This is a genomic window from Paenibacillus oceani (assembly GCF_014705615.1).
In the GTDB taxonomy this organism is placed as follows: domain Bacteria; phylum Bacillota; class Bacilli; order Paenibacillales; family NBRC-103111; genus Paenibacillus_AB; species Paenibacillus_AB oceani.
The window spans coordinates 25081-42721 of the sequence record NZ_JACXJA010000063.1; the positions used below are offsets into that span (position 1 = coordinate 25081).

Annotated in this window: 12 protein-coding genes, 1 tRNA gene and 2 pseudogenes; 6 read left to right on the forward strand and 9 right to left on the reverse strand. The window is 51.6% G+C overall.

Annotation, left to right across the window (positions count from 1 at the left end; genetic code table 11):
- Positions 1–23: 23 nt before the first annotated feature.
- Positions 24–1886 carry a UbiD family decarboxylase gene (locus IDH45_RS31990; protein ID WP_190932216.1) on the reverse strand — a complete coding sequence of 621 codons (1863 nt, stop codon included), beginning with the start codon at positions 1884–1886 and terminating at the stop codon, positions 24–26.
- Positions 1887–2015: 129 nt separating this feature from the next.
- Between IDH45_RS31990 and IDH45_RS31995 the strand changes: the two genes are divergently transcribed.
- The gene (locus tag IDH45_RS31995) at positions 2016–3731 is read left to right on the forward strand and encodes an SEL1-like repeat protein (RefSeq protein WP_190932217.1); all 1716 of its coding nucleotides are present in this window, start codon (positions 2016–2018) and stop codon (positions 3729–3731) included.
- A 312-nt stretch (positions 3732–4043) separates the two neighbouring features.
- On the opposite strand, the gene IDH45_RS32000 is transcribed toward IDH45_RS31995, so the two are convergent.
- Together IDH45_RS32000 and IDH45_RS32005 are read right to left on the reverse strand one after the other, a co-directional pair.
- Entirely contained in the window at positions 4044–4595 is a 552-nt protein-coding gene (locus IDH45_RS32000; protein WP_190932218.1) for a MarR family winged helix-turn-helix transcriptional regulator, read from the reverse strand.
- Positions 4596–4785: 190 nt separating this feature from the next.
- Positions 4786–5625, reverse strand: coding sequence for a CAP domain-containing protein (locus tag IDH45_RS32005; protein ID WP_190932219.1), 840 nt, complete (start codon positions 5623–5625; stop codon positions 4786–4788).
- Between the two features lie 97 nt (positions 5626–5722).
- On the opposite strand from IDH45_RS32005, the pseudogene IDH45_RS34495 reads away from it, so the two are divergent.
- A pseudogene (locus tag IDH45_RS34495) lies at positions 5723–5809 on the forward strand (PD-(D/E)XK nuclease family transposase); the annotation flags it as partial.
- Positions 5810–5882: 73 nt separating this feature from the next.
- Here IDH45_RS34495 and IDH45_RS32010 read toward each other — a convergent pair.
- The 3 genes from IDH45_RS32010 to IDH45_RS34500 form a co-directional block, all read right to left on the reverse strand.
- Positions 5883–6806 (reverse strand): NAD(P)-dependent alcohol dehydrogenase, encoded by a 924-nt coding sequence (locus tag IDH45_RS32010; RefSeq protein WP_190932220.1) that lies wholly within the window; start codon positions 6804–6806, stop codon positions 5883–5885.
- 120 nt (positions 6807–6926) lie between these two features.
- Positions 6927–9593: a LuxR C-terminal-related transcriptional regulator gene (locus IDH45_RS32015; RefSeq protein ID WP_190932227.1), complete on the reverse strand. Its 2667-nt coding sequence runs from the start codon at positions 9591–9593 to the stop codon at positions 6927–6929.
- A 425-nt stretch (positions 9594–10018) separates the two neighbouring features.
- Positions 10019–14239 (reverse strand): S-layer homology domain-containing protein, encoded by a 4221-nt coding sequence (locus tag IDH45_RS34500; RefSeq protein ID WP_223837203.1) that lies wholly within the window; start codon positions 14237–14239, stop codon positions 10019–10021.
- A 377-nt stretch (positions 14240–14616) separates the two neighbouring features.
- On the opposite strand from IDH45_RS34500, the gene IDH45_RS32025 reads away from it, so the two are divergent.
- From IDH45_RS32025 to IDH45_RS32035, 3 genes are read left to right on the forward strand one after another with little or no spacing between them, the layout of a single operon-like run.
- Positions 14617–15471 (forward strand): ABC transporter ATP-binding protein, encoded by an 855-nt coding sequence (locus IDH45_RS32025; RefSeq protein ID WP_190932221.1) that lies wholly within the window; start codon positions 14617–14619, stop codon positions 15469–15471.
- On the forward strand, positions 15464–16117 hold the full coding sequence (locus IDH45_RS32030; protein WP_190932222.1) for an ABC-2 transporter permease: 654 nt from the start codon (positions 15464–15466) through the stop codon (positions 16115–16117). Before IDH45_RS32025 ends, IDH45_RS32030 begins: the two co-directional genes overlap by 8 nt.
- Positions 16117–16482: a GntR family transcriptional regulator gene (locus IDH45_RS32035; RefSeq protein WP_190932223.1), complete on the forward strand. Its 366-nt coding sequence runs from the start codon at positions 16117–16119 to the stop codon at positions 16480–16482. The genes IDH45_RS32030 and IDH45_RS32035 overlap by 1 nt, the downstream gene beginning before the upstream one ends.
- A gap of 29 nt (positions 16483–16511) precedes the next feature.
- Here the strand turns inward: IDH45_RS32035 and IDH45_RS32040 are convergent.
- The 3 genes and pseudogenes from IDH45_RS32040 to IDH45_RS34860 form a co-directional block, all read right to left on the reverse strand.
- A pseudogene (locus tag IDH45_RS32040) lies at positions 16512–16681 on the reverse strand (IS4 family transposase); the annotation flags it as partial.
- Between the two features lie 280 nt (positions 16682–16961).
- A tRNA-Ala gene (locus IDH45_RS32045) sits at positions 16962–17084 on the reverse strand.
- A 38-nt stretch (positions 17085–17122) separates the two neighbouring features.
- Complete coding sequence (locus IDH45_RS34860) at positions 17123–17245, reverse strand: hypothetical protein (RefSeq protein ID WP_263364911.1); 123 nt, start codon at positions 17243–17245, stop codon at positions 17123–17125.
- 90 nt (positions 17246–17335) lie between these two features.
- Here IDH45_RS34860 and IDH45_RS32050 point away from each other — a divergent pair.
- Positions 17336–17641 (forward strand): DUF4277 domain-containing protein (locus IDH45_RS32050; protein WP_449583426.1); only part of this gene is annotated, 306 nt, incomplete at its 3' end.

Sequence of the window (17641 nt, forward strand, 5' to 3'; positions counted from 1 at the left end):
AAGAACAGTCCTTTTTGCTTTCTTTATCTCCCCGGCGTCGATGACGATGACGAGATCGGAACCCCGCTTAAACTGGCGCCCTGTGCAAAGAAACGCCGGATGTTCGTCTCGACTTCCGGATCGGGCACGAGCGGCGGAGCTTGATGCGGTTTCGCCCGGGCGTCGATAATGACGTTGTCGCAGCCCCAATGTTTGTGCTCGTAATAGCCGTTCACCCCGTGGATATCGTGGGACGGATTACTGCGCGTGAACGTTGCCCAGAGGAAATTGTCAATCGTCGCGCTCATAAAGTGGCTGTCGTCGCACAAAACGATCATCGGGCAGGAGGCGAGCGAGCCTCTGTCCCGAACCCCTTCGCACAGCTTACGGATATCCTGCTCCACGCTTGCGTAGCTTGTAAACGCCGGGCCTTTGATTGCCACGATGCCGGGCATGATCAGCCGGGCAGGCTCATAATCCCGCAGCCCGTGCAGCGCGTCCGGCACTTCCTTGCACAACGTCCGGATCGGATCGCCAACCGCGGCGAAAACGACCTTGCTTCCGGTATTTAAGCCGGTCCCCGAGTAATCGAGCGTGTCGATCGTCGTATTCGTCTGGAAATGGATGTCCCTATGGAGATCGATCCGCTCCAATAGATACGTCAAAAAGTCCTCGATATGATGCGTGCTTAACGTCCGCTTCTCTTCAGCCGCGATGAACAAATATTTCGCGAGGCTGAGCTGGCCCGTTCCGAGAATCCGGTTGGCGATCGTGAGCAGCTCTGCCGGCCGCTTCACCTGCTCATAAGGCGTATACCGCTCGCTGCCGATCGCGAACAGAAGCGGATGCACGCCGGCCGCATCGATGGCGTGAACTTCTTTGACCCCCGGGATCTCCTGCTTAATCGCTCCGCCCGTCAGCTCGTGAATCAACTCGCCGAACGAAGTGTCCTCCTGGGGAGGACGGCCGACGACCGTAAACGGAAAGATCGCGTTGTGCTTTGCGTATACTTTGTGCACCCTCATGACGGGGAACGGGTGGGTCAAGCTGTAATAACCGAGATGATCGCCGAACGGCCCCTCCGGCTTCGTCTCCCCGGGATGGATCTCCCCAGTGATGACAAAATCCGCATCATGGCTGATGCAATACCCGTCGATGTAGCTGTATCGGAAATGGCGTCCGGCGAGAAGTCCGGCGAACGTCAGCTCGCTCATCCCTTCGGGCAGCGGCATAACCGCCGACAACGTATGCGCGGGCGGTCCGCCGATAAAGCAGCTAACTTTCAGCGGCTGGCCGAGCTTGTTCGCCTTGTCCTGGTGAATGCCGATGCCCCGGTGAATCTGGTAGTGGACGCCGACTTCCTTGTCCAGCTCGTAATCGTTTCCGCTGAGCTGCACCCGGTACATCCCCAGATTGGAGTTCATAATGCCCGGCTTCTCCGGGTCCTCGGAATATACTTGCGGCAGGGTAACGAAAGCGCCGCCGTCTTCTTTCCAATGCTTGATCAGCGGCATATCGGAGATGCGGATTTCCTGAAATCCGGGCGGAAGACCGCCGGACTGCTTAATCGGCAGCGCCTTGAGGGCCGACAAGCCCGTTCCGATGTAATTGAACGGATTTTTTAGCGCTTTGATCGGATCGTTGCGCACCCCGATGACGTTTTGGGTCGATTCGAACGTCTCGCGGAAGATGAATTTGCTGCGCTCGATCGTGCCGAACAGGTTGGACACGGCGCGATACTTCGAGCCTTTTACATTTTCGAATAACAGAGCGGGACCGCCCGCCGCGTATACGTTCAGATGGATGGCCGCCATCTCCAGATGAGGGTCCACTTCCTCGCGGATGCGGACCAGATGTCCATGATTTTCCAAGTCGATAATGCATTGCTCCAGATTGCTGTATCTCACCTGCAAGACCCCAATCCCTTGAAGATAATACCCGCTTGCGCAGGCCGGGTACTTCCGTATGTATCGTGATAACCCAAGTCGAACGATAGATTGTCCCCTATATTATCAACAAACTCGGAGCCGAGGTCAATGAAAGCGGAGCGTTGTCACAAAAACGATACGGTTTTCCATATAACGTCCGGCTTCCGCTCATTTGCCGAGCTGCTCAACTATAAAGGCTACGACTATGGCTGGGGATGCATCTGGCTGCCGTTTGAAGAGGAAGCCGATGCGGTCATTTTCGAGGAGAACGGCTTGCGGGGACTGAAGGACAAGGACGGCAGCATCTTGCTCCAACCGCAATTCGACGTATTTGCCGATTTCGGCCCCGAAGGCGTCGCGGCGCAGCAGGACGGGAAGTGGGGCGTGCTGGACAGCAGCGGCTCCGTCATCGTGCCTTTAACCTATGACGAACTGTTCGAGAACGGCCTCGGCTATTACCATACCGCCGTAAAGGGTCAACCCGGCCGGCACATCTTCAACGAGCAATTTGCCTACGTCGGCCAATTTCCGGTGAGTGCCCTGGAACCGGTCGGCGAGGGGCTTCTTCTCGTAAAACCGCATACGAATGTAAACTACAGCTCTCTGTATAATAAGAACGGCACTCTTCTCGCATCGGGCTTCGATAAATTAAACCGGCAAACCGATTTCCCGAACATGCTCATCGTGCGCAAAGGGAAGCAATACGGTATTCTCGGCATCAAGCAGGAAACGTATCTGCTTCCTTACGGGTACGATGCGTTTATTGATCTGCAGGCCGCCGATCGGGAAGGCGGGGTGAGCAACCTGGTGCTGGCGCGTAAGGACGGGAAAACAGGCGTATTTAACGGCGACCCCGATCATCCGTCCTGGCTGTTTCCTTTGGACGACTACGAGGCGGTCTGCTGGCTGTTTGGGCATGTTTTCGCCTTGCGGCGGAACGGACGGTGGGGCATCGCAGATTCGCATGACCACTGGAAAAGCGGTTTCGAATTCGATTATGTGGAGCGGAGACTGCTGGAGGAAGCCAGCGCCTACGCCGTTGCAGGCCCGGACGTTTATGTCGTGAGCCCGGAAGGTCTGACGAGAGCTGACCGGATGGTGGTGAGAGAGGAAGCGGAAGACGAATATTACAGCCGTTATTTTGAAACGGACGTTCTCAAACGCCTGCTCGCGTATGCTTATTCGGACGACCCGGGGGGCGCTGCCGTGGATGAGAACCCGATGCATGAGCTGTACAACCAGGCTCAGGATGCATACACAAGGGGCGACGTCGACGCGATGAACGGCTTGGGCGTCTGCTACCTGGACGGCGTCGGCACAGCGACGGATATCGATCAGGCGCTGCACTGGCTTGGCCAGGCTGCGGAGCGGAACAATCCGTTCGCCCATAACAACTTGGCCGACCTTTATTTTGACGGACTGCTGGTCCCGCACGACCTCGGCAAGGCGCTCGGCCATTATGAGCAAGGGGAAGCGCTCGGCTCTCCGAATTACATTCGGCTCGGCTATATCCATGAACAGCGGGGACATGCCGAGAAGGCTGCATCCTACTACCGGCTCGCTTACGAGGACGGCTGCGAGGTGGGGGCTTTTAATATGGGAATCTGCTGCAGCCAAGAGATAGGCGTAACGAAAAATACGGATTCGGCCATCCAGTATTTCCAGGCCGCTCTGGAGCGGGATTACCCGGCCGCACATATCGAGCTGGCCCGAATCTATAGGAGCGGGAACGAGGAAGCGGATGAATCTTTGGCGGAATATCATATTCGGGAGGCCGAAAAGGCCGGACTGGATATCCCGGAGGATCTGCTTGCCAATTCGTAAGGAATGCCCTCCGCTTCGGCCCGGGATCGGAGAAACGAACCGGGGATGAATAGGCTGGATGTTCGCGGCCGCTCAGCCCTGCCATCCTGCTTGCCGGGCAGGATGCAGCCGGTTCAGAGCGGTTCGCAGCTTTTATTTTGTCCAAAATCCGTGTGGAAGGGGAAATAAGAGCGATTTGGGCCTACTAAATCAGCGAATAGGGTGCAGAACCCACCAGTCGGTTGAAATAAGGCCTACCATGGGACACCTCATCCTTTGATATGATTGTACTTGTAAGGTGATTAGACAATCTAACTATATTCGCGAAAAAATTTACCTGCCCACGCCCAGCCTTTTTTCTATCCGCTCATTCAGCTTGTTCAGTATGTGTTCTGCCGCCTTTTGTTCCTCGGGGGTCATATCGCTTACGAGCGAGGCGCAGGTAGACCAGAAGACGGGCAAAGCTTGATGAACCAGTTCCCGGCCCTCCGGCGTGATGCTGACATGGATCATGCGACGATCCCGTTCGCTTTGCTCGCGGGAAACCCACTTTCTCTTCTCCAGCCAATCCAGCAGCGCCGTCACGGAAGCGCGCCGAATACCCAGCCTGTCGGCAAGGGAAGAGGGGGTGACGGGTTCTCTGCCGTTATGAAGCGTAAGCAGCAGAAGCAGGTCCAGTTTGCTCTCGGTAATGCCCAATGGCGATAGCTCCACATCCATCGCATCCAAAACATGGTCCCGGAGCCACACCATTAGCAAGCCCAAATGGGCCGATTTGCGGTCCGTCTCTTTTGGAGCCGTCTGGTCCATAAGCTCCAAGTAAGGCGTGATACCCAGCTTCGGCAGCGGATCGGACGTAAATTCTTTGTTATTTTTTCTGCTCATCGGATCGCCTCGAAAGTAATTAGATTATCTAACTAAAATCAATCTAACCGAATTTGTTCAAGAATGCAAGCGGACACCCGACTTGTTCGGGATGGTTCCTCGCTTAAACCTCAACAAGCCGACCTTGTATGCTGGCATACAAAAAACACGCTGATTCAGCGTGTTTTTTGCACCAATGGGCATCCTACACTTAACCTGTAAATTCTTGAACCCATTCGTTATTGTAAAAAGCGATCCCGATTTTGGTGAAGCTGGTATTTAAGATGTTGGCGCGATGGCCGGGGCTGTTCATCCATTGATTCATGACTTCGGCCGGGCTTGTCTGGCCTTTGGCGATATTTTCGCCTGCCGAGTTGTACGTGATGCCAAACGCCCTCATCATATCGAACGGGGACCCGTAAGTCGGAGACTGATGGTCAAAATAATTGTTGTTGTACATGTCTTGAGCTTTGGCCATCGCGACTTTCGTCAGATTGTCGTCCATAGCCAGAGGATTCAAGCCGGCATTCGATCTTTCCTTATTGACCAGATCCAGCACTTGCAAAGCATACTGGGATGAATCGGCCGACGGCTGAGGAGCTGCCGGATTCGCCGGAGTGACGGGATTCGCAGGCATACTCGCCGGCGGATTTGCCGGATATTGCTGCACCGGCTGGTTGACCGGCGGATTCACCGGGTATTGCTGAGGGACCGGTTGGCTGATCCGATTGAGCCAGTCCATCCAGCCTGTACCGTCGTAGGGAATCTGCTGCATCGTAATCGACGGATTTTCGCCGTCCGCTGTGGAGAGGGAGGACGCTTGCGTTAAGTTCGGCGACGGGGAAGCCTGATGAGACCTGGGCTCGAGCTTGATCTGATCGGGAGCCGCCTGCTTTTTTGTAACCGTATTCCCGCAGGCTGTAACAGCCAAAAGGGCTGCGACGATGATATATTTTTTAATGACCCATACCTCCTTGTACGCTGGACGTGTGAGATGGATTACGAATAAAGTTTCTGCAAAGCGTCTAGGATTTATCCGGCTCTGACGCATCCAAGTCCCGCCTAATTATTCACTTGCAGCCAACGGTCAACTGTAGAATCATCCGTCAGCCATGGTATAATGAAAAGAAACGGAGTTGACTCGTAAGATGTCGGAGTTGTTTGATCCATGGAACGATTTCGTCTTCAAACGAATATTTGGCAGTGAAGAAAACAAGGATGTTTTGCTGACGTTTTAGAAATCGCCCTGCCCCTTCGCGAAGAAAGGCAGAGCGATTTTTTTACAAGCTGAGATGTTATCGATTCCATCTAGAGGTTGCCGTGACTCACCCGGATCACTACGTTTCCTTTTTTGCGTCCTGTCTCTACGTACCGGTGAGCTTCAGGCAACTGCTCGAGGGAATATATTCGATCGATAACTGAACGGATGCGTCCTGCCTCGAACAGCTCTTTGAGAAGGATTAAATCCTCCGTAAGCACCTTTGCTATACCTTGACCATCCACAGTCAGGAAAATCCCACCAGGCTTCAGCATATTTTTGCAGGACGATTTCGAGATTTTGCCGACAGCGTCGAAAATGATATCGTACCGGTCTCCCCGCCCCGTAAACGATTCATGAGTATAATTGATGACCTGATCGGCTCCAAGCGATTTCACCAGTTCCAGATTGGATGTGCTGCATACGCCGGTAACATCCGTTCCGTAATATTTGGCAAGCTGTACAGCTGAGGTTCCTACTGATCCGGAAGCCCCATAGATTAGAACCCGCTGTCCTTGGCTAATGCGGCCTTTGCGAAAAAAATGCAGCGCCGTGGTTCCCCCGAAAGGAAGGGCTGCAGCCTCTTCATAAGTGGCATTGGCGGGCTTAAGGACCAGATCGCCGTTTTCTGGTAAACAAATGTACTCGGCATTGGCACCGCAAGCGAATCCGGTTATGGCATAAACCTGATCGCCTTCCTTGAACCTTGTAACCGCCTTGCCGACTGCTTCGACTTCTCCGGCCAGTTCTACTCCGAGAATCGGGTTTCGCGGTTTGCGCAAGCCCAGTACAATCCGCATCGGAATCCAGTACAAGGCAGGGCAGTTGAAGCTTCGGATTCTGTAATCGCCCGAGGTTACGGTGGTCGCGTAAATTTTGACCCGCACTTCCTTATCTTTGGGGACAGGCATAGCGACTTCCCGGAGCTGCAGAACGTCCGGCGATCCGTATTTGGTGCATATCATCGCTTTCATGGGCTTCCTCCTGCACATGTCATCTTGTAAGGAGTATAGCCGCACATGGAGTTGTCTAGAAGATACTAAAGTATGGTTTGATGGCAGGGTGCTTGTGGTTTTTCGTCCAAGGAACAAAGGTTACAGCAAACCTAATTGTCGAGCATAAGCAACCGCTTCGGTGCGCCGCTTGACCTGCAATTTATCAAAAATATTCCGGTTATGTCCCTTCACGGTACTAAGGGAGAGGTACAGCTGTTCGCTAATCTCGGCGTTGGACAGGCCCTGGGCGATCAGTCGCAAAACCTCAAGCTCCCGCTCGCTAAGCGGCTCGATCAACCCCTTCCCGGATAAGATCGGCCCAGGAGGAGACCCGGTCCCGCTACTCCGGCCCTCGGCTTCCATTACGGTCAGCAGTTTGTTCAGAGAGTCTGTCATGATTCCTTGTCCAGCCGCTTCGCGTAATAAACGATACATCACAACCCCTTCATCGGCAAAAATACGCACAAATCCGCCTGCCGTTGCTGCAAATATAGCGTCCCTTAGAGCTTGTACAGCTCTTGCGGCGTCATTGTGCGCATACAGGGTCACCGCCAGCAAAATCAGCGCTTGAAGCCGCTCGCGTTCTTCCACCAGCCTATTCGCCTCTGCCTTCCGGAGCCATGGCTCCAATACCGCCAGCGCTGCGGACGTATTTCCCTGGGCCAAATGTACCCGTGCCCGGCTGATGGGAAGCTCGTGCTTCTGCGCCAGATGGGCGGCTGCCGTCAGATTACCTTGACGAAGCAGGACAAGGATTTGAGCGGCGGCAATCGCAGGCAGCTGATTCACGAAGCTGTGGCTGCGGGCGAAGTGATCGGCAGTAGCGATACAACCGGCTGCTCCGCGTATGTCACCCTGAGCAAGCTTTAGTTTGGCGAGAAACAGTTCGCCTGCAACAGCCCGGTCCGTCCGCTCCAACTGCTGTGCCAGCATGACGCTCTGCCGCCCGTGTTCCGCTGCAGCCTCCAGGTCGTTCCATTCATAAGTTATTCGCGCTAAGCCCAGATGCGCTTCGCATGCCGCCGGAAACGCGGGATTGCCCGCCAGCTTCAGAACGTTCCGATACGTCTCAGCCGCCAGATCCAGCCTGTTCTCCGCCTCCTGCACAGCCCCCAGGCCGAGAGAAGCCATGATGGTTATGATGAGATGACCGATCTGACGGCTGGCCGATAACGCCTCCGTGTAAGCTTTGCCTGCGGCGGCGCGATCCCCTTGCAGCTGGTAAGCATAACCGAGCGACCAGGTCGTCGCCGTGCGGACAGGCAGGTTGTCCGGGTGCAAATAGTCCAGCGCGCGGCGCGACTCGGCGAGAATCGTGTCCGCCTGGTGCCTGCTGACGGCTTGTGTAGCGCGTATGGAGGCGATATGTCCGATCAGATCTCGGGTTTTATCGTCCTGCACGTGGTAATGCAGCGCCTTCTCGGCGGACAGCAGCTTCGGCTCGACGCCACTCATTTGGCCTGTCATCAGCAGGGCGGAGGCGTACATCACCCACAACGAAGGCCTGGCGTCCAGTTCCTTTGCGGGTAAAGCATCCAGCCAATCCTTCACCGGAGCGACCGCTCCCCGAAAAAGCAAAGGCATGCCGCCGCCCTCCACCAGCCGGGCTGCACGTCCGATATCGTTCGCAGCTGCGGCATGACGGAATGCTTCAAGGGCCAAGCCATTGTTCTCATACCATATGCTTGCCCGTATATGCAGGGTTTCTATGGTCTGAGGGGAGCTATGCTGCAGCCGTTTTCGCAGCAGCTCGGCGAACAGATGGTGATAACGGTACCAGCGCCGCTCCTCGTCCAGACGGACAATGAACAGATTGGCGCGTTCGAGATCGTCCAGCATGTCTTGTCCGGAGGCGGAAAGGGGAAAGGGCTGCCGGCTTTGAACTTGACCGTCAACGACGGCATCGCAAAGCGGACCGCATAACCGGTCCAAAATGGACGAATGCAGTAAAAAGGTAAGGACGTTTTCAGGCAACCGCTGGAGCACTTCTTCCACCAGATAATCCAGGACGAATCGGTTGTTGCCGGTGAACGAACGGATGAAGCCGGAGACGTCGCTTTGTTCCTTCATAGACAGGGCCGCCAGCTGCAATCCCGCAATCCAGCCTTCCGTACGCGACTCCAGGAGGGCGACGTCAGTTGAAGAGAGAGGTTGCCCCATGACGCCGCCGAGAAATTCCGACGCTTCGGCATAAGTAAAACGCAAGTCTTCGGCCCTCAGGTCCGTCAGTTGGTCGCGCACGCGCAGCCGGGGAAGGGGGAGACGCGGCTCCTCGCGAGTGGCGATGACCAGATGCAGGTGTGGCGGCATATGGTCAAGCAGCAAGGAGAGCGCACGGTGAACCGGTTCGGCCTGAATGACGTGATAATCGTCAAGGACGAGAATGAAGGTTTCCGGATTCGCGTTAATTTCATGAAGCAGCGCGTTAATTGCCGCTTCGATTGGAGGCGGCTGGGGGGATGGAAGCATGGCGAATACGCTGTCTCCGTTATGCCTCGATATCATCTGCAAGGCAGCGAAGAGACCGGTCAGAAACCGGGCAGGGTCGTTGTCTCCTTCGTCCAGCGAGAGCCAGGCGACAGGGCGTCCGCAACCGGCGGCCCAGCCGCTGACGAGCGTCGTTTTGCCGTAGCCGGCGGAGGCGGAGACGACGGTCAGTTTGCGGCGCAAGCCGTCGTTCAGCCGCTCGATCAGCCGCGGGCGGATTACCGCATTAGGCCGGAAAGGAGGGATATATAATTTCGTTGTTACAATTGGAATGGTCATAACTAAATTATAATAACCGTTGTCTTTTACCGTCAATAAGCGCAAAGCTGTCAGAAGGATTGACCTGCTAAAGCAAACATTATGGAGCTTCGGATCGGATGCGACTTTCCTCTCCAACTTCGATTCGATTTCTCTCCTTAACGGTTCTTGGTTCATCCGGTTCCTCCTTATTGTTTCCAGTTGACAGACGGTAGTTCCGATTGTTTCTGACGAGGATGAGGAGCATTTTGCCTATATGCTGGAACATTTTAGGCCTTCCGGCCATTCTACGGTGAGACTGCCGCCGAGGGCAAAGGACTTATTTTCTATATTCTCTGATCTGTAATCTTCAAATCCGATATCTAAAAAACAAGGCTATCCTGCAGCAGCATGCGCTACTGTTGCAGAATAGCCCGAACGATCTAGTTACAGCTTAGAAAAACAACTTAAATTAAATCCGATTGTTGGAGCAGTCTTTGTAAGATGGTCGCTACTTCAGCTCTCGTAATATACGCTTTGGGCGCCAGTTCAGCACCGTTTCTTCCGGACACGATTCCCGCTTGAATAATGTCGGCAATGCTGCCAAGCGCCCAAGCGGATGCATCCGACGCATCCTGATAGGCAAGGATCGTACGTTCTGCTGCACTTGCAGGAAGTTTTGCTTTAAGATCGGTGATGGTCATCGCCTTAGCCAGAATCACCATCGCTTGCTCCCGTGTGATCTTGTCATTCGGGCGGAACGTTTTGTCCTCAAAGCCATCGATCAGCTTATACTCGTAGGCGGTATGGATTACGCCGCTGTACCAGTCCGTCGTTTGCACATCTTCGAACGGCGATTCTTGGGTCTCCGGCTTTAAGCCCAAGCCGCGAACGATGATGGCCGCAAATTCAGCGCGGGTAATGTCGCGATCGGGGCTGAACTCGTCCTTGCTGATACCGCTGATGACCATTCGCGACGCCATATCGTTTACCGCATGTTTCGCCCAATGGTTCCTTACATCTTGAAACTCCACCTTATTCCACACGACGGAGTATAGGCTGTTGGTCAAGCTGTTCACTATCGCATAATAGTTGCCGTCTCGTACAACGATCTTCGTCGGTACATGACGTACCGTTCCGTCCGGTTCGATAACGACTCCCGTTGTAATTTTAGTCGGATCGACATCGTCTGGAATCGTAATGGTTCGTTCCACGTAGGCATTAAACTTCGAAGCTGCGATTGTTACTCCCTTGTGTACAGCTTTCACCGTAAAATCTATTGGCGGTACAACCCATGTAAACGAACCTTGGTCTGCCGCATTCTCCACGATCCTCACCAACTCCGCTGCAGGTGATCCAATTTCGATCTGGATCTGAATATCCTGCAAGTCGATCGAATTGCCCAGTTGATTGGAAATGAAATCCATGTTGATTTGCTGAGCAGGCAAGGTGTACGTTGCCCGATCCGTTTTGATCTCTAGTACGGCCTGCTTGTTTTCCATGTTTTTAATCATTTGGCCGTTCAGTTCCCCAACGATTACATCAGATTTGGCGTTTACCGGAATCGTTACGACCGCACGTTGTCCTTCCTGTGCAAGCCTGTCATTCAGGTTTTTCGGATCAATGGTTATCGTAGTTACGGTTTGATCGTTCCGTCTGGTCGTGGATGCGGTTCCCGCCTTCTCTAATTTACCGTTTACGAGCACGTCGACATTGGCTTTCGTGTTATCCGTTGTCGGCGGGGTTACAGGCACGGACGGCGTCTGGACTCCACTGTTGCCGGTGTCGTCTGACGGCAGCTCCGGAGCGGTTGCCGGTGTCGCGTATGCCTGATTGGATTCCGCGATCCAGCCTCCCAGATTGCCTGCTTTCGCGATAAAGTAATAAGTTGTGCCGTTAGTCAGGTTATGCACGTTGTAGGTAGAGCCACTCACAGTAGCAATGGATGTATAGCTAACTGGATTCGAGACCGTCGACATGAACAGGTTATAATAAGTCGCTCCGGAAACCGTGTTCCAATGTAATGCAATCTGACGATCCCCTCCGGAAGCCGTAAGGTATAGCGGATGCGTAGTGTTTGGCAAGCTCACCACCTGAGTAACAGTAAATGTCACATCCGTCATCTGGTCTGCCGACACCGTTACCGTTGCCGTATAAGTGCCTGCAGTCAAGCCGTCTTTGGCTTTTACCGTAAAGCTTGTAGCCGGCGCACCGCTGTTTAATGTCGGATTGGGCTGCGTGATCACAAAATCGTTAGCGTTTGCACCGTTAAGCGCTGCTGTCAAATGGGTTAAATGGCCTGTGCCGGTATTAGTTATCTCGATGGATAATGTTTCCGGCGAACCCGATGCGTAACCCTCCACAAGCGGAACGGCCGTTTGATTGGCAATCGGGGCAATGGAATAGATCGATGTCCCGTTCACCGTTACTACGGCCACGCTGCTCGTTGCTGCTGCCGTCTTGCTGCCTGTGACGCTGTTGTTCGTGTTCGTTACTACCGCATAGTAGTACGTCGTGCCCGCTCCGTTTGTCGGCGCTGAATACGATGCGCTTGTTGCACCATCGATTGCTGTACCACCACTCGTGCTATTGGTCGTATTGCTGTACCACTGGTAGCTCAGCGTTCCTCCGTCGCTTACGGCAGCCATTATGTTCAAACTCGCGATGTCTCCGACACTCACCGACTGGTTTCCCGGTTGTGTGCTGATGATTGGCGATTGTGCGTCGACCTGCACGTTCACCGTGACGGTTGTCGTTTTCGTGTCCGTTATTGCGGTATTCACCCACCTGATTCCGTCCCATGTCTGCTTTAAGAAAGTCGCTGTAACCGTATAATCGCCCGCTGCCAGCGGGGTATAAGTCGATTTGTAACTAGCACCGGATAAACTGAACGTTCCTGTTTGGCCACTCTCCGTAGATGTCCAGACGGTCGGGATATATTTTTCGGATCCTGGCTCCAAGCCTGCCGCCAGCTGCCGGTCTCCTATAGCGGTCAGCTCGACCTGATCTCCCTCAGCGGTACTATTCTTGCTGGCGATGATCCGGTTATTCTGTGCATTCAGTACCGTTTCAGCTGCCAAAATCATGCCGTTGCCACCGACCTCCACAAACATGCCGCTGCCGCCGGCCACGCCCGTCATATAAGCTGGGGCTCCCGAATTGCCGATTGTCCAAGTAACCCCGTCGCTGGAGACCAATACAATTCCCGCCGCCCCTACGACTACATACAAGCCGTTGCCATAGGCCACGCTGCCAAGACCGAATGGAGTTCCTGATGTGGCTGTTGTCCATATTTCCCCGTCACTCGAGGTCATAATGACTCTGGAATAACCCACTGCCACATACATACCGTTGCCGTATGTGATGCTAGTAAATGAATTCGTAGCGCTGATCGTTACTTTTGTCCAGGCTGCTCCATCGCTGGAAGTCACTATCGTTCCTGAGTCCCCGACCGCCACATATTTGCCGCTGCCAAAGGCTATCCCCCGAAGTGAATTCGTGACGCCGGATGTGACGCTTGTCCAGGTCCCCGCATCATCGGAGGTCAGAATCGTACCACTGTTCCCAACCGCCACATACTTATCGCCGCCAAACGTTACGCCATTGAGCTCGTTCGTTGTATTCGACGCGGCACTTGTCCAACTGGCTCTGTCGCTGGAGGTGACTATCGTTCCGAGGCTGCCCACCGCTACATGTATGCCGTTGCCGTAGTCGGCGCTTTTTAAATTGTTAATCGTACCTGATGCGCTGCTGTTCCAGCTCACTCCGTCATCGGAGGTCATCACGGCTCCACCGGCTCCCACCGCCACATACTTGCCGTTGTCGTAGGCGACGGCATTCAATGTATTTAGAGTGCCTTCTGTACGACTAGTCCAGTTCGTTCCATCGCTGGAGGTTCGAATCATCCCCACGTATCCCACAGAGACATACATACCATTGTTAAAGGTGACGGCATAAAAGCTATAGCTTTGGTTGGATGAGACGGTATTCCAGCTTATACCGTCCAAGGAGGTCATAACCGTGCCATTGAATCCTACCACCACAAACTGACCGTTTATATAGATGACGCTCTTAAATGTAGTATTAATCCCATTGACCGAGGCGGTGCTTGTCCAGCTGGTTCCGTTGGTGGAGGTCGCTATTGTACCTTTGTCGCCTACCGCCACATATTTGTCGTTCCCATAGGCAGTGCCATATAAATAAGTACCGGAGCTTGCCCCGGATGAGCTGCTGGTCCAGCTCACTCCGTCACTGGAGGTTACAATCGTTCGTCCTCCTGCCGCAGTAAACTTGCCGTTGCCGTAGGAGACGGTCGTATACCACTCGGTAGTACCCGAAGAATGACTGTTCCAACTCACTCCGTCCGTAGAGGTTAGCGCCATTCCATTAGCGCCTACCGCTACAAACTTGCCGCTGCCGTAGGTGACACTATAAATCGTTGTTGACTGGTTCGATGTTTGGCGTGTCCAGGTTACACCGTCCGTGGAGGTCAGGATCGTGCCGCTGACTCCTACCGCCACATATTTTCCGGAATTGTAGGTAACGCCATAAAGGGTGCTTGTGCTAACGGGGGACCGATTTGTCCAGCTCACGCCGTCAGGGGAAGTCACAATCGTTCCCATATCGCCCACAGCCACATACATACTGTTGCCGTATACAACACTATTCAGAGTTTGGTACGTTGGCATCGGACTCCGCAGACTCCAATTGCCAAGAGGATTAGTTACTGCTGCAAAGGCAGGGATGATTCCCGTTAACAGAAATAATACCGTTAATAAAGATATACTGCGTCTGATCATGTTGTTTTCACTCGCCTTTCATAAATTGTTGATTTGAATTCCACACGAAAGATTAAAATGCGCACGGCTTCTGCCTTGATCAGTTCCCATGTATTCTACCTGACGGTTCTCTCAAAATTCTCTCAAATTCGATAGAATCATCCGATAATCGACAAAATCCGTCAGTGAAGAAATACGGATTTGATAAAACGATATTGACATAACAATATTGTTGGTGATATATTGTGCATGCACGATATACACAATTTAGAAGCGGAGGATACGATATGCTCGCATTGGATATCAAAAATGTAAATAAAAAATACGAACATTTTCAATTAAAAAACATATCTTTTCAACTGGAAAAGGGTTATATTATGGGATTTATCGGAGCCAATGGTGCGGGAAAAACAACCACCATCAAATCCATTTTGAATTTGATACGTATGGACAGCGGCGAAATTCATATTTTGGGCAAGAACATGGCCGAGCATGAAGTTGAATTGAAACAAAACATTGGCTCTGCATTTGGAGATATCAACTTTTATACACGCAGCAAAATCAAAACGTTAACGAATGTGATCAAAAGGTTCTATTCGAATTGGGATGATGAAACCTATTATAAATATTTGAAAAAATTTAACTTAATTGAAGACAAAAAAATAGCCGAATTATCAACCGGCATGAAAGTAAAATACAGCTTGGCCCTAGCCTTATCTCACGGCGCCAAGCTTCTTATTCTGGATGAACCGACAAGCGGACTTGATCCGATTGCCAGAGACAATCTGCTGGATATTTTTCAGGAGCTGGTGCAAGATGGCGAGATCAGCATCCTTTTTTCAACTCACATCACTTCAGACTTGGAAAAATGTGCAGATTATATTACCTATATCCATAACGGACAAATTATCAACAGTGCGGAAAAGGAAGAATTTATCGATACGTATCGCTTGTTGAATGGTAAGAAGGAGCAATTGGATCGGGTCAAAAACGAACTAATCGCCTACAAAACAAATTCTTTTGGCTTCACAGGCTTAATCCATACAAAAGACTTTGATCCATCGACAGATATTAAATCATCCGTACCGAATCTGGAGGAGATCATGATCTACTGCTCGAAGAAGGAGGATATCTATGTATAACTTATTAATGAAAGAATTAAAGTTAGGCGTAAGTCCTTTCTTTTATATTATGCCTTTATTGACAGGCGCTTTAATGCTGATTCCCGGATGGTTATATTTCCTTGTCATCCTTTACTTTTGTTTTATTACGATACCAAACATGTTTGCAGGCTATAAAAATCAGAACGATTTAGTATTTTCAAGTATGATGCCTGTAACCAAAAAAGATATTGTAAGAGCAAGGGTGTCTGTTATTGTAATCCTGGAGCTGATTCATATTGTTGTTGCCATGCTCTATGGCGTAATGACGCTACGTCTGTATCCAAATCTGAAATACATTTTCTTCGCACCCTCCTTTGGTTTCTGGGGACTTTGTTTCGTCATGCTGGCCATTTTTAACATTATTTTTATCTCCATGTATTACAAGACGGCGTATAAATACGGTGCTCCAGCATTTGTAGCCATTGCAGCTGCTATACTGTTTGCCGGGGGTGCAGAGTGGCTCGGCATACAAAATTCGTTTGTGTTTGATCTTCTCAAAGGAACGGGTGCTGACAATTTGGCCATTCAACTTTCTATTCTGATTACGGGCTTCGCGATATTTGCGATATTTACGATAATCGCTTATCATATTGCCAACAAACGGTTTGAGAAAGTGGAAATATAATGAACATAGCGATTTCGAACACATCTGATAAACCCATTTATCAGCAGCTATTTGAACAAATCAGCGCACAAATTCTCAAGGGTGAACTAGAGAATGGATATAGTTTGCCACCCATACGACAAGCGGCTACGGAGCTTCGAGTTAGTATCATTACCGTCAAAAAAGCATGGGAAGAACTCGAACGGCATGGTTTGATTTATACCGTAACCGGCAAAGGATGTTTTGTCGCTGATCTCTCACCCGATGAGATGCTTCAAAAGCGCAATGAAATGATCTTGAATCAGATGGTTATTGATACTTCCTATTACAAATCCTTTGGCCTGACGATAGATGAAGTTTATGGGCTTTTGAAGGAAGTTTATTGAACATGTGATATAACAGAAAACCACGTGTTGGCTGAAGACAGCATGACAAAGTCAATCGGTGCAAAGCTTAACCCATCGGACCAGCCTAACGTCAGCATGTTGAAGCCTTTGACAAAACGCCCTGTCGTATGGTCGAACACACGGGCAAGTAATTCCGCTTTTTGCTGCGGTTTCGCCGAAGAACCGAGTCATCCACAATTTCACCAAACAAAGGGGTGTTTTTTCTGTCAAGACCCTATTATTTTTTTAGGATTTTCCTTTATCCATAAGGGATTTAATAAGCCGATCGCAGCGGTAAATTTCCATGCCGTTTCTTCCTCCACAAAGCGAAGCCAAACTTTGAGGCATATTCCGACTACTTTGTAGGGACCCCGGAGTTTCGCTTCGCTCTTTGTACGCGGTCTGAACCCTTATCAGGGGTTCACTCGGCCTTTGGACCAAAAGAAAAACACGGATCCAATGATCCGTGTTTTGATGTATGGAGCCTAGGGGGATCGAACCCCTGACCTCATCGCTGCCAGCGATGCGCTCCGCGTTAGACGAGTATACTACCATAAGGATTATGGATGAGGAGTTCATTATTGTATTTTAGATTGAGCCAATAATAAAGGCACTTATACCGCTGCGTATAGGTGTTTTTTCATTTGCTTAATTCTGCTTTAACTTCCCTCAACTCACGCACAGTCATTTCGTTCACAGTTTTGGTTTCGCCGGTTGATGGGATTGTGTGCGGCTGATGGATGAACTCTTGTTTATCACTCACATTCCGCACCCCTACGACTCTGAAAATGGCGAATTTTGGTGTATGCTAGAGTCATAGAATCGAGAGTCGGGTCGGGAGCGGATGATGAACATGCAAATGGAAAATTTCTATGAAGTCGGTTATCTGCCGTTACTCAGCGGCATCCTGAACGATCTGGGATTGCGCCGGAAAATCGATGAACACGTGCCGGTGGATCGGCAATGCCGAACGACTGCTGGCGAAGCCGTCCAATTACTAGTGCTCGACATGCTGAGCGGCCGAAATGCCTTGATGAACGTGGACAAATGGGCCGCGGAGCAGGATTTAGATCAACTGCTTCGTCCAGGTTTGCAGGCGTCTTGGTTCAATGACGACGCACTCGGACGCCACCTGGACCGGTTGTATGAAGCGGACATC